The 26579-nt window shown below is 70.8% G+C and carries 25 protein-coding genes; 15 read left to right on the forward strand and 10 right to left on the reverse strand.

Annotation, left to right across the window (positions count from 1 at the left end; translation table 11 throughout):
- Window positions 1–138: 138 nt before the first annotated feature.
- From QC818_RS09265 to QC818_RS09275, 3 genes are read right to left on the reverse strand one after another with little or no spacing between them, the layout of a single operon-like run.
- Window positions 139–1665 (reverse strand): tripartite tricarboxylate transporter permease, encoded by a 1527-nt coding sequence (locus tag QC818_RS09265; RefSeq protein WP_309652569.1) that lies wholly within the window; start codon window positions 1663–1665, stop codon window positions 139–141.
- Entirely contained in the window at window positions 1665–2117 is a 453-nt protein-coding gene (locus QC818_RS09270; RefSeq protein WP_309652570.1) for a tripartite tricarboxylate transporter TctB family protein, read from the reverse strand. Before QC818_RS09270 ends, QC818_RS09265 begins: the two co-directional genes overlap by 1 nt.
- The gene (locus QC818_RS09275; RefSeq protein WP_309652571.1) at window positions 2117–3103 is read right to left on the reverse strand and encodes a Bug family tripartite tricarboxylate transporter substrate binding protein; all 987 of its coding nucleotides are present in this window, start codon (window positions 3101–3103) and stop codon (window positions 2117–2119) included. Before QC818_RS09275 ends, QC818_RS09270 begins: the two co-directional genes overlap by 1 nt.
- 180 nt (window positions 3104–3283) lie before the next feature.
- Between QC818_RS09275 and QC818_RS09280 the strand changes: the two genes are divergently transcribed.
- From QC818_RS09280 to QC818_RS09295, 4 genes are read left to right on the forward strand one after another with little or no spacing between them, the layout of a single operon-like run.
- Complete coding sequence (locus QC818_RS09280) at window positions 3284–3886, forward strand: helix-turn-helix domain-containing protein (RefSeq protein ID WP_309652572.1); 603 nt, start codon at window positions 3284–3286, stop codon at window positions 3884–3886.
- Window positions 3883–4545 (forward strand): response regulator transcription factor, encoded by a 663-nt coding sequence (locus QC818_RS09285; RefSeq protein WP_309652573.1) that lies wholly within the window; start codon window positions 3883–3885, stop codon window positions 4543–4545. Before QC818_RS09280 ends, QC818_RS09285 begins: the two co-directional genes overlap by 4 nt.
- Window positions 4542–5912 (forward strand): sensor histidine kinase, encoded by a 1371-nt coding sequence (locus tag QC818_RS09290; protein WP_309652574.1) that lies wholly within the window; start codon window positions 4542–4544, stop codon window positions 5910–5912. Before QC818_RS09285 ends, QC818_RS09290 begins: the two co-directional genes overlap by 4 nt.
- Entirely contained in the window at window positions 5909–6991 is a 1083-nt protein-coding gene (locus tag QC818_RS09295; RefSeq protein ID WP_309652575.1) for an ABC transporter substrate-binding protein, read from the forward strand. Before QC818_RS09290 ends, QC818_RS09295 begins: the two co-directional genes overlap by 4 nt.
- A 15-nt stretch (window positions 6992–7006) precedes the next feature.
- Here the strand turns inward: QC818_RS09295 and QC818_RS09300 are convergent, their stop codons facing one another.
- The 5 genes from QC818_RS09300 to QC818_RS09320 all read right to left on the reverse strand — a co-directional run bounded on the left by QC818_RS09300 (window position 7007) and on the right by QC818_RS09320 (window position 11743).
- Window positions 7007–7423, reverse strand: coding sequence for a septal ring lytic transglycosylase RlpA family protein (locus tag QC818_RS09300; RefSeq protein ID WP_309652576.1), 417 nt, complete (start codon window positions 7421–7423; stop codon window positions 7007–7009).
- A 37-nt stretch (window positions 7424–7460) separates the two neighbouring features.
- Window positions 7461–8327 (reverse strand): uroporphyrinogen-III C-methyltransferase, encoded by an 867-nt coding sequence (gene cobA, locus QC818_RS09305; RefSeq protein WP_309652577.1) that lies wholly within the window; start codon window positions 8325–8327, stop codon window positions 7461–7463.
- A gap of 139 nt (window positions 8328–8466) precedes the next feature.
- Window positions 8467–9927, reverse strand: a complete 1461-nt coding sequence (locus QC818_RS09310) for a sodium-dependent transporter (RefSeq protein WP_309652578.1) — start codon at window positions 9925–9927, stop codon at window positions 8467–8469.
- 169 nt (window positions 9928–10096) lie between these two features.
- Entirely contained in the window at window positions 10097–11197 is a 1101-nt protein-coding gene (hppD, locus tag QC818_RS09315) for a 4-hydroxyphenylpyruvate dioxygenase (RefSeq protein ID WP_309652579.1), read from the reverse strand.
- A gap of 225 nt (window positions 11198–11422) precedes the next feature.
- Window positions 11423–11743, reverse strand: a complete 321-nt coding sequence (locus QC818_RS09320; protein ID WP_309652580.1) for an MTH1187 family thiamine-binding protein — start codon at window positions 11741–11743, stop codon at window positions 11423–11425.
- A gap of 127 nt (window positions 11744–11870) precedes the next feature.
- Between QC818_RS09320 and cfa the strand changes: the two genes are divergently transcribed.
- From cfa to QC818_RS09360, 8 genes are all read left to right on the forward strand, one after another.
- Window positions 11871–13022, forward strand: coding sequence for a cyclopropane fatty acyl phospholipid synthase (gene cfa, locus QC818_RS09325; RefSeq protein WP_309652581.1), 1152 nt, complete (start codon window positions 11871–11873; stop codon window positions 13020–13022).
- 544 nt (window positions 13023–13566) lie between these two features.
- On the forward strand, window positions 13567–14487 hold the full coding sequence (locus tag QC818_RS09330; protein WP_309652582.1) for a sensor domain-containing diguanylate cyclase: 921 nt from the start codon (window positions 13567–13569) through the stop codon (window positions 14485–14487).
- A 79-nt stretch (window positions 14488–14566) separates the two neighbouring features.
- Window positions 14567–16549 carry a RecQ family ATP-dependent DNA helicase gene (locus QC818_RS09335; RefSeq protein WP_309652583.1) on the forward strand — a complete coding sequence of 661 codons (1983 nt, stop codon included), beginning with the start codon at window positions 14567–14569 and terminating at the stop codon, window positions 16547–16549.
- A gap of 102 nt (window positions 16550–16651) precedes the next feature.
- Window positions 16652–17071, forward strand: coding sequence for a D-ribose pyranase (rbsD, locus tag QC818_RS09340; RefSeq protein WP_309652584.1), 420 nt, complete (start codon window positions 16652–16654; stop codon window positions 17069–17071).
- A gap of 26 nt (window positions 17072–17097) precedes the next feature.
- Window positions 17098–18597 (forward strand): sugar ABC transporter ATP-binding protein, encoded by a 1500-nt coding sequence (locus tag QC818_RS09345; RefSeq protein WP_309652585.1) that lies wholly within the window; start codon window positions 17098–17100, stop codon window positions 18595–18597.
- A complete protein-coding gene (gene rbsC / locus QC818_RS09350) occupies window positions 18594–19556 on the forward strand; it encodes a ribose ABC transporter permease (RefSeq protein WP_309652586.1) in 963 nt (320 codons plus the stop codon). Before QC818_RS09345 ends, rbsC begins: the two co-directional genes overlap by 4 nt.
- Window positions 19557–19596: 40 nt before the next feature.
- Window positions 19597–20478: a ribose ABC transporter substrate-binding protein RbsB gene (gene rbsB / locus QC818_RS09355; RefSeq protein ID WP_309652587.1), complete on the forward strand. Its 882-nt coding sequence runs from the start codon at window positions 19597–19599 to the stop codon at window positions 20476–20478.
- Between the two features lie 4 nt (window positions 20479–20482).
- Complete coding sequence (locus QC818_RS09360; protein WP_309652588.1) at window positions 20483–21493, forward strand: LacI family DNA-binding transcriptional regulator; 1011 nt, start codon at window positions 20483–20485, stop codon at window positions 21491–21493.
- A gap of 13 nt (window positions 21494–21506) precedes the next feature.
- On the opposite strand, the gene QC818_RS09365 is transcribed toward QC818_RS09360, so the two are convergent.
- Entirely contained in the window at window positions 21507–22118 is a 612-nt protein-coding gene (locus QC818_RS09365) for a hypothetical protein (protein WP_309652589.1), read from the reverse strand.
- Window positions 22115–23677, reverse strand: a complete 1563-nt coding sequence (locus tag QC818_RS09370; RefSeq protein ID WP_309652590.1) for a sigma-54-dependent transcriptional regulator — start codon at window positions 23675–23677, stop codon at window positions 22115–22117. Before QC818_RS09370 ends, QC818_RS09365 begins: the two co-directional genes overlap by 4 nt.
- Window positions 23678–23967: 290 nt before the next feature.
- Here QC818_RS09370 and phhA point away from each other — a divergent pair, with 290 nt between their 5' ends.
- The 3 genes from phhA (at window position 23968) to QC818_RS09385 (ending at window position 26477) form a co-directional block, all read left to right on the forward strand.
- Window positions 23968–24789: a phenylalanine 4-monooxygenase gene (gene phhA / locus QC818_RS09375; RefSeq protein ID WP_309652591.1), complete on the forward strand. Its 822-nt coding sequence runs from the start codon at window positions 23968–23970 to the stop codon at window positions 24787–24789.
- Between the two features lie 161 nt (window positions 24790–24950).
- Complete coding sequence (locus QC818_RS09380) at window positions 24951–25289, forward strand: 4a-hydroxytetrahydrobiopterin dehydratase (protein ID WP_309652592.1); 339 nt, start codon at window positions 24951–24953, stop codon at window positions 25287–25289.
- The gene (locus QC818_RS09385; protein WP_309652593.1) at window positions 25290–26477 is read left to right on the forward strand and encodes an amino acid aminotransferase; all 1188 of its coding nucleotides are present in this window, start codon (window positions 25290–25292) and stop codon (window positions 26475–26477) included. It begins immediately after the preceding gene.
- Window positions 26478–26579 lie beyond the last annotated feature (102 nt).

Raw genomic sequence — 26579 nt, forward strand, 5'->3', positions numbered from 1 at the left:
CACAATGCACATCTATCATGCATACAACGAGAACGAGCACCATGACGGTGCACAGGGCGCACCGGCTCGGAGGCTTGGACACAAAAAAGGGGCATCGGCGTTGCCGATGCCCCCGTGCGGAACGGCGGGAAGGCGGTCTCAGTCGCCCTCGGGGCCTCCGGTACCCGTCGCCACCTTCATGCGCCGGCGCAGCAGCGGACCGACGATGTAGGGCAGGATCAGGCCCAGGCCGGCGAACACCCAGAGGCCGATGGCCAGGCCGCTGTCCCACAGGATGGTCCAGTCGCCGTCGGCGATGTCCATGGCATGGCGCAGGTTCTTCTCCATCTCGGGACCCAGCAGCAGGCCGAGGATGATCGGCACCAGCGGGATCTCCAGCTTGCGGAAGAGATACCCGGCCACGCCGAAGGCCACCATGAAGTAGAGATCGAAGGCGCTGTTGCTGATCGAGTAGATGCCGACGAAGGCGATCATCGTCACCACCGGCAGCAGGTACTTCGGCGGCACGGAGAGCAGCCTGACGAAGATGCCCACCAGCGGAATGTTCAACACCAGCAGCAGGAAGTTGCCGATCAGCAGCGCGGCGATCACGCCCCAGACGATGTCGGCGTTCTGGGTGAACATCAGCGGCCCGGGAGTGATGTTCAGCGAGATCAGCAGCGCCAGCAGCACCGCCGTGGTGCCGCTGCCCGGCACGCCGAGGGTCAGCATCGGCACCAGGGCACCGCTGGAGGCGCCGTTGTTGCCGGCCTCGGGGCCGGCCACGCCGCGCGGGTCGCCCTGGCCGAAGTGGCCCTTGCGGCCCACCACCCTCTTCTCGAGGGTATAGCCGATGAAGCTGCCCAGCGAGGCGCCCGCACCGGGCAGCACCCCGGCGATGAAGCCCAGTACGCCGCCGCGGATGCTCGACGGCATGATCCCGCGGATGTCGGACCACGTCAGCGACAGCTTGTTGACGGTCATCTTCTCCTTGCCGCCGCCGGCCCTGTCCTCGATGAAGAACAGCAGCTCCGAGATGGCGAACAGGCCGACGATGGCGATGATGAAGTCGACGCCCTCGTAGAGCTCCAGCACGCCGAAGGTGTAGCGCTGCACGCCGGTATTGTCGATGCCCATGGTGGAGATCATCAGGCCCAGGCAGGCCGCCACCACGGTCTTCATGGGATTCTTGCCGGTGATGCCGCCGAGGGTGGCGAAGGCCAGCAGGAAGAGCGCGAAGTACTCGGCCGGGCCGAAGGTCAGGGCGAACCTGGCCAGCACCGGAGCCAGCAGGATCAGGCCCACGGTGGCGATCAGGCTGCCCATGAAGGAGGCCACGGCGGAGATCGCCAGCGCCTCGGCGGCCTTGCCCTTCCTGGCCATCGGATAGCCGTCCAGGCAGGTCATCATCGCCGGCTCGTCGCCGGGAATGTTGAGCAGGATCGAGGAGATGCGCCCGCCGTACATGGCGCCGGCATAGACCGCGGTGAGCATGATCAGCGCGGTCTCCGGGGCGAGCCCCAGGGAGAAGGCCAGCGGAATCAGGATCGCCACGCCGTTGGCCGGCCCGAGGCCCGGCAGCGCCCCGATCAGGGTGCCGAGGAAGGCGCCGAGCAGGGCGAACATCAGGTTATGCGGCGCCAGGGCGACGCCGAAGCCGTCGATCAGATAGCCCAGGGTTTCCATCAGCTCACCTCCAGGAAGGACAGCGGCCCCAGCGGCAGCGCCAGATCGAGGGCGAAGTTGAACACCAGGAACACCACCACGCCCGCGACGCCGCCGGTCGCGTAGGCCCTGCCCGGGCTGGCGCCCATGCGCCAGCACAGGGTGCCCACCGCCAGCAGGGTGCTGAGGATGAACCCGAGCGGCTGCAGCAGGGCGGTGTAGGCGATCAGCACCGCCACCGCGATCAGCAGCTCGAGGCCGGTGCGGCTCCAGGGCCAGGCGTTATCCGGATCGGGGCGCACGACCAGGTAGAGGCTGGACAGCGCCAGCACCGCGGACAGCAGATAGGGGAAGGTCTCGGGGCCGACGCCCTCGGCCCCGCCGAACGGCTCGGGAAACTGGGTGGCGCCCCAGCCGTACGCGACGGCCAGGGCGATCAACAGGACCCCGAAGATGCGGTCGTTGAAGGTCATCACTGGATCAGCCCGATATCCTGGGAGAGTTGATTGATGTCGGCGATCTGGTCGGTGACGAACTGCTCGAACTCGCCGGCGCTCATGTGGAAGGGCATCAGGCCGTTATTGGTCATGACGTCCTGCCACTCCTGGCTCTCGTAGAGGGTGTCCATGGCGTCCATCCAGTACTGCTTGGCCTCGTCGGACACCTCGGCCGGCATGTAGAAGCCGCGCCAGTTCGGGCCGATGGCATCGATGCCCTGCTCCCGGGCGGTGGGGATGTCGCCGAACTCGCCCGGCAGGCGCTCCTCCGAGAGCACGGCGAGGACACGCAGGTCCCCCGACTCCATGAAGCCCTGAGCCTCGGTGATGTCGCCGGTGAAGGCGTCCACGTGGCCGCCGACCACCTGGGTCATGGCCTCGCCGCCGTTGTTGTACGACAGGTAGGGAATCCGCGGCAGGTTCTCGACGCCGGCCTGCTGAGCGGCGATCAGCACCTTGAGGTGATCCCAGCCGCCCTTGGCGCTGCCGCCGGCGAACTTGACGCTGCGCGGGTCTTCCTTGATCGCGTCCATCAGCTCGGGCAGGTCGTCATACTCGGAGTCGTCGGCCACGGCGATGACCCCATAGTCGGCCCCCAGGGCCCCGATCCAGTTGACCATGTCGGCGGTCATGCCCGGGAACTGGCCCTGGGCCAGGCGGGTGGTGGTGGCGGTGGAGGCCGCGACCAGCAGCTGGTCGTCGCCGGCGCGCTTGCTGACGGTGTGGGCGTAGGCCACGCCGCCGCCGGCCCCGGCCATGTTGATGGTCTGGACGCTGCCGGGCACCAGGTCCAGTTGCTCGAGGACATTGCCCACGCTGCGGCAGGTGAAGTCCCAGCCGCCGCCCGGGTCGGCGGGGGCGATGCATTCCACCTTGCCTTCGGGTTCGAAGGCCTGGGCGGTTCCGGCGGACACGGTGACGGCGGCGACGGCGATCAGCTTGAGCGGCGTTGTCTTGGGCATTGTTGTGGTCTCCCTTGGATGGGCGGATGGGGCTTGTCGAACGCTGACGCCTGGCTTACAATTCTGTAAGGCAGAATCACGTTCTTCAGAATGGAAAGCTAGGCGTCCCCTTCGGGCGGGTCAACGCCACGACGCCGATTTCCGACCAAAGTCTCATCCACCCCACCCGGAGGGATCGTCATGGCGCAGGACCGCGTGGAGGCCGTGGAACGGGCGCTGACGGCGCTCGAGGCCTTCGATACCGACCGGGAAGCCCTGACCCTGGCCGAGCTGGCTCAGGCCACCGGCTTCTACAAGAGCACCCTGCTGCGCCTGCTCGGGTCGCTGGAGCGCTTCGACTACGTCCAGCGTAGTGCCGACGGCCGCTGGCGGCTGGGCGCCAGCCCGGGCCGGCTGGCCCGGCGCCACGCGCCCGGCCGCCACCTGGCGGCGCGCGTCCAGCCCTGGCTCGACCGGCTGGCCGCCGAGACCGGCGAGACCGCCGCCCTGCTGGAAATCCGCGGCGACCAGGTCGAATGCCGCCTGGCGGCGCTGCCGGCCAGCGAGCTGCGCCACGAGCTGCGCCCCGGGCGACGCTGGCCGCTCGCCGACCCGGCGGACCCTCGCCCGCCGCTTCCCGGGGGCGCCATGGTCTGCCTGCCCCTGGAGGACGCCGCCGACGCATCGCTGTGGCTGTCGCTCTCCGGCCCCGCCGGCCGGCTGTCGACGGCGAGGGCCCACCAGGCCCTGAGCCGGGCCCGGGACGGCCTGGCGGCGCCCCGGACGACGGAGGCGACGCCATGAGACTGCTGCTGGTGGAGGACGATCGGCTGCTGGCCGAGACGCTGGGAGACGCCCTGCGCCTGGAGGGCCACGAGGTCGATCGCCTGGAGGATGGCGAGGCCGCCCGCGCCCGCCTGGACACCGGCGACCATGGGCTGGACCTGGTGCTGCTGGATCTCAACCTTCCCGGCTGCGGCGGCCTGGAGGTGCTGGCGACCCTGCGTCGCCACGACCCGGACACCCCGGTGCTGATCCTGACCGCCCGGGGCGCGGTGGACGACCGGGTCCGCGGCCTCGACCTGGGCGCCGATGACTACCTGGCCAAGCCCTTCGCCCTGGACGAGCTCGAGGCCAGGGTGCGGGCGCTGCTGCGCCGCCGCGAACGGGGCGGCGCCCTGCAGGTGGGGCCGCTGGCCTTCGAGCCGCTGGCCCAGCGCTTCACCCTGGACGGCGAGGCGCTGTCGCTGCCGCCCCGGGAGCAGCGCCTGCTGGCCTGCCTGATGCGCCACGCCGGCGAGCCCGTCGACAAGGCCCGCCTGGCCGGGGAAGCCTTCCAGGGGGCGCCCATGGGCGACAACGCCATCGAGGTCTACGTGCACCGCCTGCGCAAGCGCCTGGCCGATACCGGGGTCGCCCTGCGCACCGTGCGCGGGCTCGGCTACCTGCTGGAGGCGGCGTGATCCGGCGTGACAGCCTGTATCGCCGCCTGCTGACCTGGCTGCTGCTGCCGCTGCTGGCCCTGGGCGGGCTGATGGTGCTCCAGGCCTGGCTGGATGCCCGCCGCACCGCGGACCGTGCCCACGACCGGCTGCTCGAGGCCGCCACCCTGGCGATCGCCGAGCAGGTGCAGTGGCAGGACGATCGGCTGTGGCTGGACCTGCCCCCCGCCGCCCTGGAGATGCTGGCCACCGACGCCGAGGAGCGGGTCTTCTATGCCCTGTTCGACGCCCGGGGCCGCTTCGTCACCGGCAACGCGGCGCTGCCCCCGGCCCCCGAAGGCCCCGCGGCGGGCGACGCGCTGCGCTACGCGGATCTCGAGCACCGCGGGCTCGACCTGCGGCTGGGGGTGCGCGGCGCGCGCCTCGAGGATTGGCGCCGCGGCGAACGCTTCGAGGTCCGGGTGGCCCACACCCGGGAGGGCCGCGAGCGCCTGGCCGCCGAGCTGCTGCGCGCCAATCTCGCCTATATCCTCGGCATGGCGGCCCTGGCCGCGGCGCTGCTGGTGCTGGCGATCCGCGCCGCCCTGGCGCCACTGACCCGCCTGCGCCGCGCGATTCGCGCCCGGGACCCGCGCACCCTGGCGCCGCTGGAACTGCCCCTGCCCCGGGAGCTGGCCGAGCTGCGCGAGGCGCTCAACGAACTGCTGGCCCGCATGCGCCGGGTGCGCGCCAACCAGGAGCGCTTCATCGGCGACGCCTCACACCAGTTGCGCACGCCCCTGGCCGGGCTGACGGCGCGGGCCGAGCTGGCTCTCCGTCAGGAGGACCCGGACCGCTGGCGGGAGGCCCTGGAAACCATCCATGCCGGCGGCACCCGGATCTCCCGGCTGGCGGTCCAGCTGCTGTCGCTGACGCGCCTCAACAACCCCGAGTACCACCCCGAGTTCGCGCGCCTCGATCTCAACGCCCTGGCCCGGGAGACGGTGCGCCTGCACTGGGCCGGCTGCCATCGCGACGGCGTCGACCTGGGGGTCGAGACGCCGGCGACCTCCCCCGCCATCCAGGGGCTCGACTGGCAGCTGGAGGAGGCGCTGGGCAACCTGATCGACAACGCGCGGCGCTACGGGGCCCGGCGCATCACGGTCCGGGTCCGCACCGAGCCGACGATTCTCGAGGTGGAGGACGACGGCCCCGGCATCCCCGCCGAGCGTCGCCTGCTGATGCTGCGCCCCTTCCACCGCGGCAGCGACGATCCCGACGGCTCCGGCCTGGGGCTGGCCATCGTCGACGGCATCGCCAGGACCCACGGCGCCCGGCTGTTCCTGGAAGATGCCGCGGACGGCCGGGGGCTGCGAATCGGCCTGCACTTTCCGGGAGTTGGACGATGAAAGCACTCGCCATGGCCGGCCTGCTGCTGGCACTGCTCTGCCTGCCCGCCGCGGCTTTCGCCTCCGGCACCCTGCACTACCCGGCACGCGACGGGGAGGCGTCACCCGCCGACGCCCTGATCGTGCATGGCGCCCTGGATCCGCCCTATGTGCGCCCACTGCTCGAGGCCTTCCACGCCCGCCATCCCGACATCGCCCTGACCTACCGCAATCTCGACACCCTGACCCTCTACCGGCGCTTCCTGTCACGCCCCGGCGAGGCGGACCTGCTGATGTCCTCGGCGATGCCCTGGCAGTATCGCCTGGCCAACGACGGCCATGCCCGCCCCCTCGACAGCGCGGCCGCCGAGGCCTGGCCGGGCTGGGCCCGCTGGCGCCGGGAGCTGTTCGCCTTCACCTTCGAGCCGGTGGTGATGGTGATGCGCCGGGAGCTGATCGAGCGCTTCGGTCGCCCCGACAGCCACGCCGACCTGCTGGCGCTGCTGGAGCGTCACGGCGACGCCCTGCGCGGCCGGGTGGTGACCTATGACCCGGAGCGCAGCGGCGCGGGTTATTCCTACGCCATCGAGGAGGCGCGGCGATCGCCGCGCTACTGGGACCTGGTGGCGGCCTTCGGCGAGGCCGAGGCCGCCCTGGCGGCCACCACCGGCGAGATGCTGGAGGGCCTGGCGGAGGGCGAGTACTGGCTGGGCTACAACCTGCTGGGCAGCTATGCCCAGGGGGCGGTGGCGTCGAATCCGGCCCTCAGCATGGTGATCCCCGACGACTATGCGCTGGTCACCCGACGGCTGGCGATGATCCCCCGGGAGGCCCCGCACCCGTCCCACGCCCGCCGCTTCCTGGACTTCCTGATCGGCGAGGCGGGACAGCGCCTGATCGCGACCCGCACCCCGCTGGGGGCGGTGCATCCCGACCTGGACGGTCCGGGCACGGCCGCGGCGATGCGCGCCGCCCACGGCGAGGCGCTGCGCCCCATCGCCCTGGGCCCCGGGCTGCTGGCGACCCTGGACGACCTCAAGCGGCAGGCGCTGCTGGCGCGCTGGCGGCGGGAGTATTCGCGGGGGGGAGAGGCGCCGTGAGCGGCGCCCGAAGGGCTAGTCGACGAGGCTCAGGCGCACCGGGGCGGTGCCGCGATCGAGCATGCCGAGGCGCCGCGCGGCGCGCTTGGAGAGGTCGATGACCCGACCCTCGACGAAGGGGCCGCGGTCGTTGATGACCACCTCGACCTGGCGGTCGTTGTCGCGGCGCGTCACCAGCACCTTGGTGCCGAACGGCAGGCTGCGATGCGCCGCGGTCAGCGCGTCCTGGTCGAAGGCATCGCCGCTGGCCGTGGCCCGCCCCTGGAAGCGGTCGCTGTAGTAGGAGGCGATCCCCTTCTGCAGCGTCGACGCCTGGCCGTCGGCCGGCTGAGCCAGGCCCGGCGCGGCGACGCCCAGCGCTACCGCCAGGGCCAGCATCGCCAGGCGCAGGGCCGAATGACGAGCCTGGCTCGCCTTGCCGCATACTCGCATGCGTAACCTCGTGATCGACGACGCCCGGTGCTCCCGGTCAGGCGCCTCGCGACGAATCGGGCGGTGACGGATGCTTTCCCTGCAGCCACCCCAGGCTGCCGGCTCGCTCGCTGTCGAACCAGGCCAGGGCCTCATGCAACGTCACCACGGTGCCGACGACGATCAGCGTCGGTGGACGAATGCTACCCAGCGCGATGGCCGGCGGCAAGCGTTCCAGGGTCCCGACATGCACCCGCTGCCGGGCGGTGGTGCCCTGCTCGATCAGCGCCAGCGGCGTGTCCGGCGCCATGCCGTGGGCCCGCAGGCGCTCGCTGATGATCGCCAGGCCACCCAGGCCCATGTAGAAGACCAGGGTCTGGCCGGGGCTCGCCAGGGCCGGCCAGTCCAGCTCGCAGCTGCCGTTGCGCAGGTGGCCGGTGATGAACCGCACCGACTGGGCATGATCCCGATGCGTCAGGGGAATGCCGGCGTAGGCGGCGCACCCGGACGCGGCGGTAATCCCCGGCACCACCTCCACCTCGACGCCGGCGGCCACCAGCGTCTCCAGCTCCTCGCCGCCGCGGCCGAAGATGAAGGGATCGCCCCCCTTGAGCCGCACCACCCGCTTGCCGGCCCGGGCCCAGTCCACCAGCGCCTGGTTGATGCCCTCCTGGGGCACGCTGTGGTCCGAGCGGGCCTTGCCGACGTAGAGCCGCCAGGCATCGGGCGCGGCGAGGGCCAGGATCTCCTCGCTGACCAGCCGATCGTGGAGGACGACGTCGGCGGCCTGGAGGCGCCGCAGCGCCTTCACGGTCAGCAGTTCCGGGTCGCCGGGACCGGCACCGACCAGGCTGACCCGACCCGGAGCCAGCTCGGAGGCGGCGGGCGGCAGCCGCGGGGGGGATGGGGGCTGGGGGGCGCTCATATTCCAAATATCCCGGCTGCAAAAATTTTATATGCCATAAAGTAATTAATTCGCCGCCGGAATGCCAGCCCTCGGCGTCCCGAAACGACGCGACCCCCGCCGAAGCGGGGGCCGCGAGGGTCAGGCGATGGGCGCCGGCTCAGGCACACAGCACCCGCTTGAGGCGCGGACTGGCCAGCTCGCCGGCCACGGTGACCGCCGCCAGCGCCAGCAGCAGCCAGGGCCAGTGGGCGTCGAACTGCACGGTGGCGATGCCCAGCGCGTCGACGAAGATCACCAGGATGCCCAGCGGGCTGACGTAACGCACCATGAACAGCCACAGCGCGTGCACCGCCGGCGACAGGCCGAGCTCCTCGCGCAGGGCCTCGCTCTTGAGCACGAAGCCGGCGAGCAGGGCCATGCCCAGGCCGCCCAGCGGCATCATCCAGCGCGAGGTCAGGTAGTCCAGCCAGCCGAAGAAGTGCTTGCCGGCCAGGGTCCACTCGGCGCCGACGTTGAAGGACAGCATCGCCAGGGTGCTGATCACCCACAGCACGATGCCGGTGCCCCAGGCCGCGGCACGGCGGGACACGCCCTTGTTGTCGGTGAGCCAGGACACGGTGGCCTCGACCATGGAAATCGACGAGGTAAGGGCGGCCATGGACAGCATCACGAAGAACAGGATGCCGAACAGGGTGCCCAGCGGCATGGCCTGGAAGGCCAGCGGCAGGCTCATGAAGATCAGCCCCGGACCGCTGCCGGGCTCCATGCCGTTGGCGAAGATCACCGGGAAGATCGCCAGCCCGGCCATCAGCGCCACCAGGGTATCGGCCACCGCCACGGTCAGGGTGGTGCGGCCGATGGAGGCGTTGCGCGGCAGATAGCTGCCGTAGGTGAGGATGGCGCCGGAGGCCAGCGACAGGGTGAAGAAGGCATGGCCCATGGCGGCCAGCATGCCCTCGCTGGACAGGCTGCCGGCGTTGAAGGCGAACAGGAAGTGCAGCGCCTCGGCGAAGCCGCCGGAGAAGGCGCCGTAGACGATCATGATCACCAGCATGACGACCATGCCGGGCATCATCCAGCTGACGCTCTTCTCGATGCCGGCCTGGACCCCCTTGCCGACGATGACCATGGTCGCCACGGTCACCAGGGTGCTCCAGAAGCCGAGGTTGAACGGGCTCTCGTTGTTGGCGCCGAAGATCGCCGCCATGTCGTCGACGCTGCTGCCGGCGAGCCCCCCGGTGAGCATCTTCCACAGATAGGAGAACGACCAGCCGGCCACCACCACGTAGAAGCACAGGATCATGAAGCCGCAGAGCATGGCCATCCAGCCCAGCGCCGACCACAGCGGGCGCCCGCCGGATTCGGTGGTCACGCGGCGAATGGCGTCGATGGGGCTGCCGCGACCGCGACGCCCCAGGGCGATCTCGGTCATCATCACCGGCACGCCGATCGCCAGGATGCAGGCCAGATAGACCAGCACGAAGGCGCCGCCGCCGTACTCGCCGGTCATGTAGGGGAACTTCCAGACATTGCCCAGGCCCACCGCGGAGCCGGTGGCCGCCAGGACGAAGCCCCAGCGGCCGAGCCACTGGGTACGGGTTTGCGCGTCGTTTGTCATGTCACACCAGGGATCACGGAACTGTTGTTGTCGCCCGCCACAACGCGTGGGGCCAGCACAAGGCCCCATTGTGACGGATTTTATCGTGAATGGGCAGGGAGACGGGGGATTGTTCTGGATTCGCCCCCTGCCCGGCTGCCCGGCCCGGGGCCGGACGCGGGAGGCGGCCTCAGTCGTCGGCCTTGAGCACGCCGCGACGGATCTGATCCTCCTCGATGGATTCGAACAGGGCCTTGAAGTTGCCCTCGCCGAAGCCGTCGTTGCCCTTGCGCTGGATGATCTCGAAGAAGATCGGGCCGATCACCGTCTCGGTGAAGATCTGCAGCAACACGCCCTGGTCCGGGCCGCCGTCCACCAGCAGATTCAGCTCGCGCAGCGCCTCCAGGTCCTCCTCGTGGTTGGGCACCCGCTGGTCGATCTTCTCGTAGTAGGTGTCCGGGGTGGTCAGGAACTGGATGCCGTTGGCCTTGAGCTCACGCACCGTGGCATAGATGTCGTCGGTGGCCATGGCCAGGTGCTGGATGCCCTCGCCGTTGTACTCGCGCAGGAATTCGGCGATCTGGGAGTTGTCGTCGGCGGACTCGTTGATCGGGATGTGCATCTTGCCGCAGGGCGCGGTCATCGCCCGGGAGTGCAGCCCGGTCTTCTTGCCGGCGATGTCGAAGTAGCGGATCTCGCGGAAGTTGGCCACCCGGGTGTAGAAGTCGGCCCAGACGTCCATCTGGCCGCGATCCACGTTGTGGGTCAGGTGGTCGAGCACCTGCAGGCCCACGCTGTTGTCCCGGGGCGTGCGACCGGCGATCGGCTCGAAGTCGATGTCATAGATGGTCCGGCCGTCGCCGTCGACCTTGTGGTCGACGAAGTACAGCAGCGAGCCGCCGATGCCCTCGACGGCGGGAATGCCCACCTCGCCCTCGCCGACCGGCACCTCCACCGGGGTGGCGCCGCAGGCCACGGCGTGATCGAAGGCCTGCCGGGCGTCGGCCACCGTCCAGGCCATGGCGCAGGCGCAGGGGCCGTGGACGCGGGCGAACTCGGCGGCATGGCTGCCCGGCTCGGCGTTGAGCACGAAGTTGACGCCTTCCTGCTGGAACAGGGTCACCGCCTTGGAGCGGTGCCGGCGGGTCTCGGTGAAGCCCAGCTGGAGGAACAGCCGGCGCAGGGCCTCGATGCCCTCGGCGGTGGGCGCGCTGTACTCGACGAACTCGAAGCCGTCGGTGCCGATGGGGTTGCGGGTATCCATCTCGCTCGTCTTGGCGGGGGCGTTCATGTAGACCTCCGGGTCGGTTGTGATTGTCGTGGTCCGGGCCGGTGCCACGGAATGCCCCCAGCCTAGTGCGCCCCCGCCACCGCCGGAATGCCCGGACACCGCCCCGGCCCCGGCCCCGGACCGCCCCGTCGCCCCACCGACGTCAAGCTTTCGTGACGCCCCCCCGAGCCCGCCGGGCGCCGCCCACCCGGCGGAAGGTTTTCGTGACAGCGCGTAAGGCCTGCGTTACACCTCGGGTTCCCGCCCCGGGTCCAGCAGGCGCTCGACGCTTGCCACCTTGTCGTCCATGCTCTGGTCGCGGTCGACCCGGGTGCCCAGCTTGAGGGTCGAGGTGATGCGCGGCGCCCCCATCTCGTGCACCACCTCGTGGCAGCGCTTGACCACCGCCATCACCTCGTCCCAGGGCCCCTCGAGGTTGGTGCCGTAGGCGTGCATCCGGTGGGACAGGCCCGACGCCTCGATCACCCGCTGACAGGCCGCCACCTGGGGCGACACCGATACGCCGACGCCCATCGGCACGACACAAAGATCCACGATCACGTTCATGGCGCCTCCTCGTTGCTGCTGCGTGATGGGTCACGATTACCCGGCATTCCGGGGCCTGGTCTATGCTAACGCCTTGTAACGGTAGGCAAAGACTCGGCGCCGGCCGAGCCCCGGATCAGGAGGCCCCATGACCAGCGATTCCCGCCTCGTGCCCATCGCCCTGCCCGACACCCGCGCGCGCCGCGTCGTGGAGCGCCTGCTCGAGGGCTCGGGCGTCACGCTCAACGGCGATGCGCCCCAGGACATCCGGGTCTATCACCCGGACTTCTTCGCCCGCATCCTCCACCAGGGCACCCTGGGGCTGGGCGAGGCCTACATGGACGGCTGGTGGGACTGCGAGCGCATCGACCGGATGGCCTGCCGGCTGCTCCAGCACGGCCTCGGCGAGCATGCCCAGACGCCCTCCGAGCGGCTGATGTACCGCCTGCAGGCGGGCTTCTTCAACCTGCAGAGCCGCGCCCGCGCCTACATCGTCGGCGAGGCCCACTACGATCTGGGCAACGACCTCTTCGAGCGCATGCTCGACGCCACCATGTGCTATTCGTGCGGCTACTGGAAGCGGGCCGATTCCCTGCACGCCGCCCAGCGCGACAAGCTCGAGCTGGCCTGCCGCAAGCTCGACCTGCAACCCGGCATGCGGGTGCTGGACATCGGCTGCGGCTGGGGCAGCCTGGCCGAGCACGCCGCCCGCCATCACGGGGTCGAGGTCACCGGCATCACCATCTCCCGGGAGCAGGCCGAGCTGGCCCGGCAGCGCTGCCGGGGCCTGCCGGTCGAGATCCGGCTCGAGGACTACCGCGAGCTGCAGGGCCGGTTCGATCGCATCGTCTCCATCGGCATGTTCGAGCATGTCGGGCACCGCAACTACGCCACCTACTTCCAGACCGTGCGTCGCCTGCTGCCCGAGGACGGCCTCTTCCTGCTGCACACCATCGGCTCCAACAACTCCGAGATCAGCGCCGACCCCTGGATCAACCGCTACATCTTCCCCAACGGCGTGCTTCCCTCGGCGGTGCATATCGCCCGCGCCAGCGAGAACCAGCTGCTGATGGAGGATTGGCAGAACTTCGGGGCCGACTACGATCACACCCTGATGGCCTGGCTGGCCAACGTCGACGCCCACTGGCACGAGATCGCCGATCGCTACAACGAGCGCACCCGACGCATGTTCCGCTACTACCTGTCCGTGTGCGCCGGCGCCTTCCGCGCCCGCAACCTGCAGCTGTGGCAGGTGGTCTTCTCCCGGGGGCGCCCAGGGCGCTACGACGCCCCACGCTAGGGAGGCCTGGCGCCGTCCCAGCCCCCGGGCCGACCACGATCACACCCTGATGACCTGGCTGGCCGACGTCGATGCCCACTGGCACGCGATCGCCGAGCGCGGAGGCGAGCACCCGACGCATGTTCCGCTACTGCCTGTCCGTGTGCGCCGGCGCCTTCCGCGCCCGCACCTGCCGCTGCGGCAGGTGGTCTTCTCCCGGGAGCGCGCCCGGGGCGCTACGACGCCCCACGCTAGGGAGGCCTGGCGCTGTCCCATCCCCGCGCCCCTCGCGCCGGCGAATGCCGTCTCCGACGCCGCCTGGAGGGGCCCGCCCACCCCGTCATCCGTTCGTCATATTTGTCGTCAATGCCGGCGTTCTGTCGGCGAAGTCGCAATAAGCGTCGGCGATCTCCTACAACCTATAGGGGGTGCCAGCCGGCGTCCACGGGCGTATGATGGGCAGCTTACACAAGATAACAATTCGGGCAGGCGCCGCGGACCGATGGCGTCGGCACGCCGACCAACACGACTGGCCTGTACGCAGCAGGAACCACGAGGGACGCCCATGTCATCCATCGATGCCATGCCGCGCAGGGAACGGCTCGATCCAACCAGGATCCTCACGCTCGCCGAGCAATTGCCCGGCCTGATCTTCCAGCTCCACCGTCGCCACGACGGCCACCTGCACTTCCCCTACCTGACGGGAAGCGGCACCCGGGTGCTCGGCATGGACCCCGAGGCCCTGGCCGAGGACGCCCGCCCGGCCCTCGAGCGGGTCCACGAGGCGGACTACCCCGGGGTGATGACCGCCATCGAGCGCTCGGAGCGCTGGTGCATCCCGCTGATCGCCAAGTTCCGCTTCATGCTCGGCGACGCGGCCTGCCGCTGGATCGCGGTCCGCGCCCAGCCACAGCGGCTGGACAGCGGCGTGCTCTGGCACGGCATGATGCTCGACATCAGCGAGCAGGTCGCCGAGGAGGAGCGGCTGCGCCGGCTATCGGACAGCGATGCCCTGACCGGCCTGGCCAACCGTCGCAAGCTGCTCAAGCGCCTCGACGAGGAGATCTCGCTCAGCAATCGCCATGCCACGCCGCTGTCGCTGCTGATGCTCGACCTGGATCACTTCAAGCGGATCAACGACACCTGGGGGCACCTGGAGGGCGACGAGGTGCTCAAGCGCCTGGCCGACTGCTGCCGCTCGCTGCTGCGCGAGGAGGACCTGCTGGCCCGGCTCGGCGGCGAGGAGTTCGCCCTGGTGCTGCCGCTGACTTCCGGGGCCAACGCCCGGCAGCTGGCCGAGCGCCTGCGCCGGGCGATCGCCGAGCACGACTTCGGCTCGCTGCGCCCGGGCCAGGTCACCGCCAGCATCGGCATCGCCGAGCACCGGGTCGGGGAGTCCCGCGACCAGTTGCTGGCCCGCGCCGATGCCGGCCTCTACCAGGCCAAGGACCGGGGCCGCAACCGCGTCGTGGCGAGCGGCCGCTGATCCCTCAGCCGGCCGGCGTGTTCGCGGCGGCCCCGGAACCTGTATCCTGTGCGTCTTCCCGAGACGCCGCGGAGCCAGCATGACCACCATCGACCAGACCCTGTCCCGGGTCTTCGGCTACGACGCCTTTCGCCCCGGCCAGCGACCGGTGATCGAGGCCCTGGTCGCCGGGCGCTCGGCGGCGGCCATCTTTCCCACCGGCTCGGGAAAGTCGCTGTGCTACCAGCTGCCGGCGCTGCACCTGCCCCACCTGACGCTGGTGGTCTCGCCGCTGCTGGCCCTGATGCAGGATCAGCTGGCCTTCCTCGAACGCCACGGCGTCCCCGCCGCGCGCCTCGATTCGACCCAGGATCGGGAACAGGCCCAGGCGGTCATGGACGGCGTCGGCCGCGGTCGCATCCGGGTGCTCATGGTCTCGGTGGAGCGCCTCAAGAACGAGCGTTTTCGCGCCTTCATCGGCCGGGTGCCGATCTCGCTGCTGGTGGTGGACGAGGCGCACTGCCTGTCGGAGTGGGGCCACAACTTCCGCCCCGATTACCTGACCCTGCCCCAGGTCCGCCACGAGCTGGGCATTCCCCAGGTGCTGCTGCTGACCGCCACCGCCACGCCCCGGGTGGTCGAGGACATGCGCCAGCATTTCGCCATCGCGGCCGAGGACGTGACCGCCACCGGCTTCTACCGGCCCAACCTGGACCTCCAGGTGGCCCCGGCGCCGGCCGAGGCGCGCCCCCGCCGGCTGGTGGACTGGCTGCGGCCGCGGCTCACGGGGTCAAGTCCCGGCGCCACCGTGGTCTACGTCACCCTCCAGCAGACCGCCGAGCGCCTGGCCGCCTACCTGGAGGCCGCCGGCCTGCCGGCGGCGGCCTACCATGCCGGCCTCGACGCCGAGACCCGCGCCGCCCGCCAGGCCGCCTTCATGCGCGGCGAGCTGCCCTGCATCGTCGCCACCATCGCCTTCGGCATGGGTATCGACAAGGCCGACATCCGGGCCGTGGTGCACTTCGACCCGCCCAAGTCGGTGGAGAACTACAGCCAGGAGATCGGCCGCGCCGGTCGCGACGGCGCGCCGGCGGAGTGCCTGATGCTGGCCGGGCGGGACCACCTGAACGTGCTGGAGAACTTCACCTACGGCGACACCCCCGAGCGCGACGCCATCGCCCGGGTGGTGGCGGCGCTGCCCACCCCGGGCGAGGACTGGGAGCTCACCCTCAACGCCCTCTCCCGGGACAGCGACATCCGCCCCCTGCCGCTCAAGACGCTGCTGGTGCGCCTCGAGCTGCGGGGCGTGATCCGTCCGCGCTACAGCTATTTCGCCGACTACCGCTTCCGGCTGGAGGAGGCCGCCGAGGCCCTGGTCGGGCGCTTCCAGGGCGAACGCCGGGCCTTCGTCCAGGCGATCCTCGACGCCTCGCACAAGGCACGGACCTGGCACCGGCTGGACTTCGAGGCCCTGGCCCGCCTGGGGGCCGAGCGCGGCCTGGACACCGCCCGCCCGCGGGTGCTCACCGCCCTGGACTACTTCGTCGACAAGGGCTGGCTCACGCTCGAGAGCCGCCAGATGACCGAGGTCTTCGAGGTCCGCCGGCCCGGCGACCCGGCCCTGGTCGCGGACCTGCACGATGACTTCGTCGAGCGGGAGCGTGCCGAGATCGCCCGTCTGCATGCCATGCTCGACCTGTTCGAGGCCGAGGGCTGCCTGACCCGGCGACTGGCCGACTGGTTCGGCGACGCCGAGGCGCCGGCCCGCTGCGGGCACTGCTCAGGGTGCCGGGGCGAGCTCGCCCGCCTGCCGGCCCCGCCGCCCATGGCTCCGCTCGCCGATCACGACGCCGGCGCCCTGACCGCCCCCCTGCGCCAGCGACTGCACGCCGCCGGCGAGGGCGAGGCCGCCACCCCCACCCTGCTGGCCCGCTTCCTGTGCGGGCTCGCCTCGCCGCGGCTGGCGCGCCATCAGGCCCGCAAGCTGGACGGCTTCGCGGCCCTGGAGGCCTATCCCTTCGCCGAGGTCCGCAACTGGCTCGGGGGCCGCGCCGACCCCGCGTCTCGCCACCCGAACCGCTGACCCTGTGCGTCCACCGCGGACGTGCTAGACTCTGCGGCGACACTGGCGCAAACGTTTGCGCCTTGCGCACCCCCGAAGACCACCAGCTCGGAGCCTGGACCCGTGAAACGCCATGGGCTATTGAACGCGCCCCTCAGCGCGCTGATCGCCGAACTCGGCCATACCGACACCCTGATACTTGCCGACGCGGGCCTGCCCATTCCCCCCGGCGTGCCCCGGGTCGACCTGGCTGTCACGCCCGGCCTGCCCGGCTTCCTGCCGGTCCTCGAGGCGCTGCTCGACGAGCTGTGCCTCGAGGGCGTGACCCTGGCCCGCGAGACCGTCGAGCGGCGCCCCGAGCTGACGACGGACATCGAGCGACGCCTGGCCCGCCTTGAGGCCCGCGACGGACGCGACATCGCCGTGGCGCGCTGCGATCACGCGGACTTCAAGGCCCTGCTGCCCGGCGCCCGGGCGGTGATCCGCACCGGCGAGTGTACGCCCTACGCCAACCTGGCCCTGCACAGCGGGGTGCCGTTTTGAGCCGCCCCGAGGTTGCGACGCCGCTGATGACCCTGAGGGGCATCGAGAAGGGGTTTTCCGGCGTCAAGGTGCTGGAGGGCGTCGACCTGACCCTGCAGGCGGGGCGCGTCCTCGCCCTGGCCGGGGAGAACGGCGCCGGCAAGTCGACCCTGATGAAGGTACTCAGCGGCGTTCACCAGGCCGATGCCGGCGAGCTGCGCCTGCGCGGCCGGCCGGTGCGCTTCGCCACGCCCCGCCAGGCCATGGATGCCGGCATCGCCATCATCCACCAGGAGCTCAACCTGGTGCCCGGGCTGTCGGCCGGGGAGAACGTCTTCCTGGGTCGCGAGCCGCGTACGCGCCTGGGCACCGTCGACTGGTCACGCCTCTATCGCCGGGCCGGCGAGCTGCTCGCGCGTCTCGATCAGCCGCTGGACCCGCGCACGCCGGTGGGCGAGCTGAGCATCGGCCAGCAGCAGATGGTCGAGATTGCCCGCGCCCTGTCGCTGGACGCCGAGATCATCGTCATGGACGAACCCACCGACGCCCTGACCGACATCGAGACCGAGGTGCTGGAGCGGGTCGTGGCCGGCCTGCGGGACGCCGGCAAATCGCTGGTGATGATCACCCACCGGCTTCCCGAGATCTTCCGCATCTGCGACGACGTGGCGGTGCTGCGCGACGGGCGGCTGGTCCATGACGGGCCCACCGAGGCACTGGACGAGGACCGCCTGATTCGCCACATGGTGGGGCGCGAGCTCGCCGAGCGCTATCCCTACGAGCCGCCGCTGCCCGGCGAGGTATGTCTCGAGGTCGAGAACCTTCACGCCCCGGGCGTGCACGGCCTGGGCTTCGCCGCCCGCGCCGGCGAGGTGCTCGGCTTCGGCGGCCTGATGGGCGCCGGGCGCACCGAGATGGCCCGGGCACTGTGCGGCGACGTGCCGGCCAGGGCCGGCGAGGTGCGCCTGCGCGGCCGTGCGGTGCGCTTCGCCTCGCCCGGCGAGGCCCTCGCCGCGGGCCTGGTCTATGTGCCGGAGGACCGCAAGCAGGCCGGGCTGCTGCTCGCCCACTCGGTGGCCGAGAACATGTCGCTGGCCGCCCTGACCGCCTTCTGCGGCCCGCTCGGGGTGATCCGCCGCGGCCGCGAGCGGACCGCGATCGACCATTACGTGGACGCGCTGCAGATCAAGCTGAATGACGTCGACCAGCGCATCGACACCCTCTCGGGGGGCAACCAGCAGAAGGTCTCGCTGGCCAAGGCGCTGATGACCGAACCCGAGATCGTGATCCTCGACGAGCCCACCCGCGGCGTCGACGTCGGCGCCAAGCGCGAGATCTACCTGCTGATCAACCGCCTCAAGCGCCAGGGCAAGTGCGTGCTGCTCATCTCCTCCGAGATGCCCGAGCTGCTGGGGCTCTCGGATCGCATCATGGTGCTCGCCGGCGGCCGGATCACCGGCGAGTTCAGCCGCGCCGACGCCACCCAGGAAACCATCATGACCGCCGCGGCCCACGTCGAGGCCGCCACGGAGACCGCCACCCAATGACCTCCCTGACGCTGAACAAGACCGCCACCCGGCTGCTGATCGACAACAAGGCCTTCCTGGCGCTGGCCCTGCTGGTGATCGTCAGCGCCCTGCTGAGCGACAACTTCCTGACCGTCGACAACCTCCTCAACGTGCTGCGCCAGAGCAGCATCAACGCCATCATCGCCATGGGAGTGACCTTCGTCATCCTCACCGCCGGGATCGACCTCTCGGTGGGCGCGGTGCTGGCCCTCACCGGGGCCTTCGCCGGCGCCATGACGGCCTCCGGCCTGACGCCCTGGCTGAGCGTGCCCGGCACCGTGGCCGCCGGGGCCGGCCTCGGGGCGATCGCCGGCGCCTTCGTGGCCTACGGCCGCATCCAGGCCTTCATCGTGACCCTGGTGGCCATGACCATCCTGCGTGGCGCGGCCCTGGTGTTCACCGACGGCCGGCCCATCTCGATCGGCGCCACCCCGGCCGCCGACCTGTTCTGGCAGCTCGGCGGCGGCTACTGGCTCGGGGTGCCGATACCCATCTACCTGATGTTCTTCGTCTTCCTGCTGTGCTGGGGCGTGCTGCACCACACCCGTTTCGGCCGCCATGTGTATGCCGTGGGCGGCGGCGAGAAGGTCGCCCGCCTGTCGGGGATCAACGTGACGCGCATCAAGGTCAGCGTCTACGCCATCTCCGGCGCCTGCGCCGCCCTCGCCGGCGTGGTGCTCACCGCCCGCCTGGGCTCGGCCCAGCCCACCGCAGGCACCGGTTACGAGCTGGACGCCATCGCCGCGGTGGTGATCGGCGGCACCAGCCTGATGGGCGGTCGCGGGCGCATCTTCGGCACCCTGGTCGGCGCCCTGGTGATCGGGGTGCTCAACAACGCCCTGAACATCATGGGGGTGTCGTCCTACTTCCAGATGATCGCCAAGGGCGCGGTCATCCTGCTGGCCGTGCTGCTCGACAGCCGGTCGTCCTCGTCGTGACGTCCCCCGCGACGCACAACAAGACCCAAGGAGCCTCCGCATGAAAAAGCTGTTACTCGCCTCCGCCGTCGCCACCGGGCTCGGCCTCAGCGGCCAGGCCGCGGCCGACCGCATCGCGCTGGTCATCTCCACCCTCAACAACCCCTTCTTCGTCACCCTCCAGGAGGGCGCCGAGGCCAAAGCCGAGGCCCTCGGCCACGAGCTGATCGTGCTCGACTCCGGCAACGACGCCGCTCGCGAGCTCTCCAACGTCGAGGACGCCCTGTCCCGGGACATCGACGCCCTGCTGCTCAACCCCACCGACGCCGACGCCGCCGCCTCCGGCGTGCGCTCGGCCAATGCCCGCAACGTACCGGTGATCACCCTGGACCGCAGCGCCAGCGCCGGGCGCGTGGCCTCGCACATCGCCTCGGACAACGTCGCCGGCGGGCGCCTGGCCGGCGAGTTCGTCGCCGAACGCCTGGGCGGCGAGGGCCGGGTCGTGCAGCTGGAGGGCGTCCCCGGCGCCTCGGCCACCCGCGATCGCGGCGAGGGCTTCGTGGCCGCCCTGGACGACGCCGAGGGCCTCGAGCTGGCCGCCAGCCAGCCGGCCAACTTCAACCGCAGCGAGGGGCTCAACGTCATGGAGAACCTGCTCCAGGCCCATGCCGAGCTGGACGCGGTGTTCGCCCAGAACGACGAGATGGCCCTGGGCGCCCAGCGGGCGCTGCAGGCCAACGGCCGCGAGGACCTGGTGCTGGTCGGCTTCGACGGCACCGACGCCGGCATCCAGGCGGTCGAGGACGGCCAGTTGGACGCCACCGTGGCCCAGCAGCCCGGCCGCATCGGCGAGCTCGGCGTCGCCACCGCGGACGCCCTGCTGGCCGGCGAGTCGGTGGCGGCGAGCATCCCGGTGCCGCTCAAGCTGATCGTCCGGGACTGAGCCGATGGCCATGGTGCGGCTGAAGGACGTGGCGCGCCACGCGGGGGTATCCATCACCACCGTCTCGCACGTGGTGAACCGGACCCGCTCCGTGGCCCCGGCCACCCGCGAGCGGGTGCAGCGGGCCATCGCCGAGCTGGGCTATCGCCCGGACTCGGTAGCGCGGACCCTCAAGTCCAACCGCAGCCGCACCATCGGCATGATCGTCACCACCGCCCACAACCCCTTCTTCTCGGCGCTGATCCGCGGCGTCGAGGATCACTGCTTCGCCTCCGGGTACAGCCTGGTGCTGTGCAACGCCGACGATGCCGACGCCAAGCAGACCGCCTACCTGCAGACCCTGCTGGAACGGCGCATCGACGGGCTGATCGTGATGACCTCGCGCAACGGCGACAGCTTCGTTGAGGCGCTGTCCCGTCAGAGCCTGCCCACGGTGCTGATGGACGCGGCGCCGACCCGGCGCCCCGACCTGGCCGTGGTCAACGACGACTCCCGGCTCGGCGCCCGGCTGGCCATCGAGCACCTGCTGGAACGGGGGCTCGGCGACATCGCCCTGCTCACCGGCCCGGCCAGCCATCCCCGCTCCCAGGAACGCCTGGCCGGTGCCCTGGCCACCCTGCACGAGGCCGGCATCGCCCCGCCCGCCACGCGCCTGGTGACCACCAACCTGATGGCCGACGGCGGGCATGCCGCCATGCGCCGCCTGCTGGACGAGCCCTGCCCGCCCCAGGCGGTGTTCGCCTTCAACGACCTGGTCGCCATCGGCGCCCTGCGCGCCGCTCACGAGGCGGGCCTGCGGGTGCCCGAGGCGCTGTCGATCATCGGCTACGACGACATCGAGGTCGCCCGCTACACCTGCCCGGCGTTGACCACCGTCCACCAGCCGATCTACGAGCTGGGGGCCACCGCCATCGCCCAGCTGATCGACCGGCTGGAGCATGACCGCCCCTTCACCCCCCTGCAGTCGCTGCCACCGCGGCTGGTGACGAGGGAATCGGTGATCGCCCCGCGCTGAGCGCAGCACCGGTTCAGGCGCGCGCCAGCAGGCGCGACGTCGCCAGGTGCACCGGCAGGTAGAGCACCAGCGGCCAGGCCAGCATCAGCCCCGCCAGGTACAGCGTCGGCGGCAGCGCGGTCTGGGCGGCGCCGAAGGGCGCCTCCACCCAGTTGACGTTGCGCCCGGGCTCGGTGAGCCAGCGGGCGGCGAGGATCGCCAGCCAGGTCAGGCCGGTCTGCCAGGCCAGGGCCCGGTGATCGTAGCCCAGCCGCCACACCGCCAGGCCGGCCACCAGCGGCAGCACCAGGTGATACAGCGACAGCAGGCGCACCCCCAGGGGCGTGGCGGCGTCGAACATGTACTCGGTGCCGCCGATGGGATGCCAGCCGGTCGCCCAGGCGGTGCCGGCGTCCAGCGCCCAGAGCGTTCCCACCAGCGCCGTGGCCAGCCACTGCATGGAGATCAGCCGGCGGCTCTCGAGCCACAGGCCCGCCAGCAGCAGGAAGTTGGCCAGGTTGCACAGCCAGAGGTAGTTCTGCACGCCCACCTTCAGCGCGACCATGGGCGCCCAGAACGCCACCCAGAGGGCGAAGGCCAGCTTCAGCCACAGGGGAAGCCGCCCCGCCGCCGAGGGCGCCCTCACGCCTCCTCCGTGCCGATGCCGTGGCGCTTGAGCTTGTTGGCGATGGTGGTGTGGGACACCCCCAGCCGCCTGGCCAGCTGGCGGCTGGAGGGATGCCGGGGATAGAGGCTGGCCAGCACCCGCCGCTCCACCTCGCCGAGGATGTCGGCCAGCGAGCCGTCCAGGTCGATGCCCGCCAGCCCGGGGGCCCGGCCGACGTCGGGCAGGCGCAGGTGAACCGGCTCGATGGTCCCGCCCTCGCACAGCGACACCGCCTGGAAGAGCACGTTCTCCAGCTGGCGGACGTTGCCCGGCCAGTGGTAGGCGGTGAGCCGGGCGATCGCGGCCGGCGACAGGCTGGGCAGCGGGCAGCCGATCTGGGTGGCGGCGCGATCGATGAAGTGCCCCGCCAGCGCCTCGATGCCGTCCAGGCAGTCGCGCAGCGGCGGCACGTTGAGGGTCAGGACGTTGAGGCGGTGGTAGAGATCCTGGCGGAAACGGCCCTCGGCGCACAGCGCCGGCAGGTCCTGCTGGGTGGCGCAGATCACCCGCACGTCCAGGTAGGTCTCCTCGTCGCTGCCCACCCGGCGGAAACCGCCGTCCTGGAGGAAGCGCAGCAGCTTGACCTGCATCCGCGGGCTGGTCTCGCCGACCTCGTCGAGGAAGATGGTGCCGCCGGCGGTCAGCTCCAGCAGCCCCAGCTTGCCCTCGGGGCGCGCGCCCTCGAAGGCGCCGGGGGCATAGCCGAACAGCTCGGTCTCGGCCATCGACTCCGGCAGGCCGGCGCAGTTCAGCGCCATGAAGGGCGCCTGTCCGCGGGGGCTGGCCAGGTGGCAGGCCCGGGCCAGCAGCTCCTTGCCGGTGCCGGTCTCGCCCTGAATCAGCAGCGGCGCGTCCAGCGGCGCCATGCGCCGGGCCTCGCGGATCAGGGCCTCCAGCCGGGGGCTGGCCTGGAACAGCGACTCGAAGCCCCGCGACTCCTGGCGCTGCACCTGGTAGATGCGCTCGCCGATGCGATCGGCCCGGTGCAGGGTGACCACGGCGCCGGCCAGGGAGGCCACGTCTTCCTGGTGCTCGCGATGCAGCGGGGCGATGTCGGCCAGGAAGACGGTGTCGCGCAGCTTGACCCGCAGGCCGTTGACCCGGGCGTTGTTGCGGCGGATCAGCGACGGCAGGTCCAGGTCGGGCAGGTAGCGATCCAGGGACAGCCCCGGCACCTCGTCGACGCGCACCCCCAGCAGCTGGCCGGCGGCCCGATTGGCGGCCACCAGGTGCCCCTCCATGTCGATGGACATCACCGGATCGGACAGCGACGACAGCAGGGCGTCGAGCTCCAGGTGGCGACGCTCGCTGGGCATCAGACTGACCCGGCGGACCCCGAACACCCCGGGCACCCGCTCCAGCTCGGGCCGGAGCGTGGCCAGCTGGGCGTTGAGCAGCCGGGGCACATGCAGGTAGATGGCGTTGCCGTGCTCGCCGCCGACCTCGCCGTGGGCCACGTTGATCCCGTAGTCGGCGAAGTGGGCGACGATATCGCGCAGGATACCGATGCGATTCTGGCAGTGAAATCTCAGGCGCATGGCGGACTCGAGAAGCAAAGGGCGGGCGCGCGGCTCACAAAGCGTCAGCCCGACGTGACTGTCGTGTAAAGGTAACGTGACACGACGGGGCGCACAACGCCGACCATGCCGATCCTGCCCGGGGATCGGGCGGCGACGAAGGCCAAGCGTCACGAATTCCTTACGCCCAGCCCCACCCCGCGGCCGCCCCCGCGCGCCCCGACCGTCCCCGGCGGCGGTCGCCCGGCCTAGACTGCCGGATAGTCCCTCAAGGCCACGACGACAACCCCAACACTGCCAAGGGAGAGATCATGAAGGCACCGACAGGCAAGACCACCGCCTACCAGGCCAGGATGCCCGACGCCGACGGCCACATCGCCTGGACCGACCGGGAACATGCCACCTGGCAGACCCTGATGGAGCGCCAGGTGGAACTGCTGCCCGGGCGCGTCTGCCAGGAATACCTGGACGGCATGGAGCGCCTGGCCCTGCCGATGGACCGCATTCCCCAGCTTGCCGAGGTGGACGCCGTGCTGCGCGAGGCCACCGGCTGGGAGACCGCCCAGGTCCCGGCGCTGATCCCCTTCGACACCTTCTTCGAGCTGCTGGCCAATCGCCGCTTCCCGGTGGCCACCTTCATCCGCACCCCGGAGGAGCTGGACTACCTCCAAGAACCGGACATCTTCCACGAGATCTTCGGCCACTGCCCGATGCTGACCAACCCGGCCTTCGCCGAGTTCACCGCCACCTACGGCCGCCTGGGGCTCGAGGCCACCCCCAAGGAGCGCGTCTACCTGGCCCGGCTGTACTGGATGACCGTGGAGTTCGGCCTGGTCGACACCCCGCAGGGTCGGCGGATCTACGGCGGCGGCATCATCTCCTCGCCCAAGGAGACCCTGCACGCCCTGTCCGACGCCCCGGTCCATGCGCCCTTCGATCCCATGGACGCGCTGCGCACCCCCTACCGGATCGACATCCTCCAGCCGCTCTACTATGTGCTGGACGGCCTGGAGACCCTGCACGACCTGGCCAATCGCGACATCATGGGCATGGTCCACGAGGCGATGGCGCTCGGCCTGTTCGAGCCGCGCTTCCCGCCCAAGCCCAAGCCGGCCGAGGCCGCCGGCGCCTGATCCCTTCGCCCACGGGGCTATCGCCGTCGGATCTGGCGTCGGCAGCGGCGGAGAGAGGCATGGCCCTTCCGCAGACCTGTCGACGGATCGCCCCTTGGCGGTAACACTGACGGCGACAGCCCTGCTTCCACCCCGACGACCGACGACAACCAGGAGTCATCATGAGCGAGCTTTCCGAACAGCAGTGCGAGGCCTGCAGCTGGGACGCCCCCCACGTCACCGAGGGCGAGATCGAGCAGTTCCGCCGGGACATCCCCGAGTGGCAGATCGTCGAGCGCGATGGCATCATGCAGCTGGAGCGGGCCTTCAAGTTCCGCAACTTCCGCCAGGCCCTGGCGTTCACCAACGCGGTCGGCGAGATCGCCGAGGAAGCGGGCCACCACCCCGCCCTGCTCACCGAATGGGGCAAGGTCACCGTGACCTGGTGGTCCCACGAGATGAAGGGCCTGCACAAGAACGATTTCATCCTAGCCGCCAGAACCGACGAGGTAGCGAAGTAAATGTTCGAGCAAATTGAGCGGGTTCCCGGGGATGCCATCCTCGGGCTCATCGAGGCCTTCAAGAAGGACACCAACCCCCAGAAGGTCGATCTCGGCGTCGGTGTCTACCGTGACGCCCAGGGCAACACCCCGGTGATGCGCGCGGTCAAGGAAGCCGAAGCCCTGCTGCTCAAGAACGAGACCACCAAGACCTACATCGGTTCTCACGGCGACCCGGCCTACGGCGAGGCCATCCTGCCGCTGGTGCTGGGCGAGGGCTCCCCGGTGCTCGAGGCCGGCCGCGCCAGCGCCACCCAGTCCCCCGGCGGCACCGGCGCCTTGCGCCTGGCGGCGGACTTCATCGCCAGCCAGCTGCCGGGCAAGGCCATCTGGGTCAGCGACCCGACCTGGCCGAACCACCTGGGCATCTTCCCCGCCGCCGGCATCACCCTGAAGAAGTACCCCTACGTCGATGCCGACAACCGGCTGGACTTCGAGGGCATGCTCGGCGCGCTCAAGCAGATTCCCGAGGGCGACGTGGTGCTGCTGCACGCCTGCTGCCACAACCCCACCGGCTTCGACCTGTCCCGCGACCAGTGGCACCAGGTGCTGGAGGTGGTCCGGGAGCGCGGCCTGCTGCCGCTGGTCGACTTCGCCTACCAGGGCTTCGGCGAGGGCCTGGACGAGGACGCCTACGGCGTTCGCCTGCTGGCCGAGAACCTCGACGAGGTGATCGTCACCAGCTCCTGCTCCAAGAACTTCGGCATCTACTGCGAGCGCACCGGCTGTTTGATCATGGTCGCCCGGAACGCCGAGCAGAAGGAGAACGTGCGCTCCCAGGTGGCCATCGTCGCCCGGGAGAACTACTCCAACCCGCCGGCCCATGGCGGCGCCATCGTCTCCGAGATCCTGCACTCCGCGGAGCTGGCAGCCGTGTGGCGCGAGGAGCTCACCGAGATGCGCGACCGCATCAACACCCTGCGGCGCGAGTTCGTCGAGGCCCTCAAGCCCTACGGGCTGGACCAGAAGTACGCCTGCGTGGCCGAGCAGCGCGGCATGTTCTCCTATACCGGCCTGACGCCGGAGCAGGTGGACCGGCTGCGCGACGAGTTCGGCATCTACATGGTGCGTTCCGGCCGCGCCAACGTCGCCGGCTTCTCCCACGAGAACCTGCCCTACCTGGCCAAGGCCATCGCCGCGGTCAACTGATCGGTCGACGCCTTCGACGCACGACGCCCGGGTCCCCGACCCGGGCGTCGTGCGTTCGGCGGGAAAAACGCCGCCGAATCAAGTAGAATCCCCGGCTCGCCG

Origin of the sequence: Halomonas koreensis, assembly GCF_031451675.1 — a bacterium.
In the GTDB taxonomy this organism is placed as follows: domain Bacteria; phylum Pseudomonadota; class Gammaproteobacteria; order Pseudomonadales; family Halomonadaceae; genus Halomonas; species Halomonas koreensis.

Excerpts from the sequence above, each read along its gene's own strand:
- rbsC (WP_309652586.1), top strand. The coding sequence starts at position 18,594 with ATGACCTCCCTGACGCTGAACAAGACCGCCACCCGGCTGCTGATCGAC.
- hppD (WP_309652579.1), bottom strand. The coding sequence starts at position 11,197 with ATGAACGCCCCCGCCAAGACGAGCGAGATGGATACCCGCAACCCCATC.
- QC818_RS09265 (WP_309652569.1), bottom strand. The coding sequence starts at position 1,665 with ATGGAAACCCTGGGCTATCTGATCGACGGCTTCGGCGTCGCCCTGGCG.
- QC818_RS09275 (WP_309652571.1), bottom strand. The coding sequence starts at position 3,103 with ATGCCCAAGACAACGCCGCTCAAGCTGATCGCCGTCGCCGCCGTCACC.
- QC818_RS09320 (WP_309652580.1), bottom strand. The coding sequence starts at position 11,743 with ATGAACGTGATCGTGGATCTTTGTGTCGTGCCGATGGGCGTCGGCGTA.
- QC818_RS09360 (WP_309652588.1), top strand. The coding sequence starts at position 20,483 with ATGGCCATGGTGCGGCTGAAGGACGTGGCGCGCCACGCGGGGGTATCC.
- QC818_RS09335 (WP_309652583.1), top strand. The coding sequence starts at position 14,567 with ATGACCACCATCGACCAGACCCTGTCCCGGGTCTTCGGCTACGACGCC.
- QC818_RS09380 (WP_309652592.1), top strand. The coding sequence starts at position 24,951 with ATGAGCGAGCTTTCCGAACAGCAGTGCGAGGCCTGCAGCTGGGACGCC.
- QC818_RS09300 (WP_309652576.1), bottom strand. The coding sequence starts at position 7,423 with ATGCGAGTATGCGGCAAGGCGAGCCAGGCTCGTCATTCGGCCCTGCGC.
- QC818_RS09280 (WP_309652572.1), top strand. The coding sequence starts at position 3,284 with ATGGCGCAGGACCGCGTGGAGGCCGTGGAACGGGCGCTGACGGCGCTC.
- QC818_RS09310 (WP_309652578.1), bottom strand. The coding sequence starts at position 9,927 with ATGACAAACGACGCGCAAACCCGTACCCAGTGGCTCGGCCGCTGGGGC.
- QC818_RS09385 (WP_309652593.1), top strand. The coding sequence starts at position 25,290 with ATGTTCGAGCAAATTGAGCGGGTTCCCGGGGATGCCATCCTCGGGCTC.
- phhA (WP_309652591.1), top strand. The coding sequence starts at position 23,968 with ATGAAGGCACCGACAGGCAAGACCACCGCCTACCAGGCCAGGATGCCC.
- QC818_RS09370 (WP_309652590.1), bottom strand. The coding sequence starts at position 23,677 with ATGCGCCTGAGATTTCACTGCCAGAATCGCATCGGTATCCTGCGCGAT.
- rbsB (WP_309652587.1), top strand. The coding sequence starts at position 19,597 with ATGAAAAAGCTGTTACTCGCCTCCGCCGTCGCCACCGGGCTCGGCCTC.
- QC818_RS09285 (WP_309652573.1), top strand. The coding sequence starts at position 3,883 with ATGAGACTGCTGCTGGTGGAGGACGATCGGCTGCTGGCCGAGACGCTG.
- cobA (WP_309652577.1), bottom strand. The coding sequence starts at position 8,327 with ATGAGCGCCCCCCAGCCCCCATCCCCCCCGCGGCTGCCGCCCGCCGCC.
- QC818_RS09295 (WP_309652575.1), top strand. The coding sequence starts at position 5,909 with ATGAAAGCACTCGCCATGGCCGGCCTGCTGCTGGCACTGCTCTGCCTG.
- QC818_RS09270 (WP_309652570.1), bottom strand. The coding sequence starts at position 2,117 with ATGACCTTCAACGACCGCATCTTCGGGGTCCTGTTGATCGCCCTGGCC.
- QC818_RS09330 (WP_309652582.1), top strand. The coding sequence starts at position 13,567 with ATGTCATCCATCGATGCCATGCCGCGCAGGGAACGGCTCGATCCAACC.
- QC818_RS09345 (WP_309652585.1), top strand. The coding sequence starts at position 17,098 with ATGACCCTGAGGGGCATCGAGAAGGGGTTTTCCGGCGTCAAGGTGCTG.
- cfa (WP_309652581.1), top strand. The coding sequence starts at position 11,871 with ATGACCAGCGATTCCCGCCTCGTGCCCATCGCCCTGCCCGACACCCGC.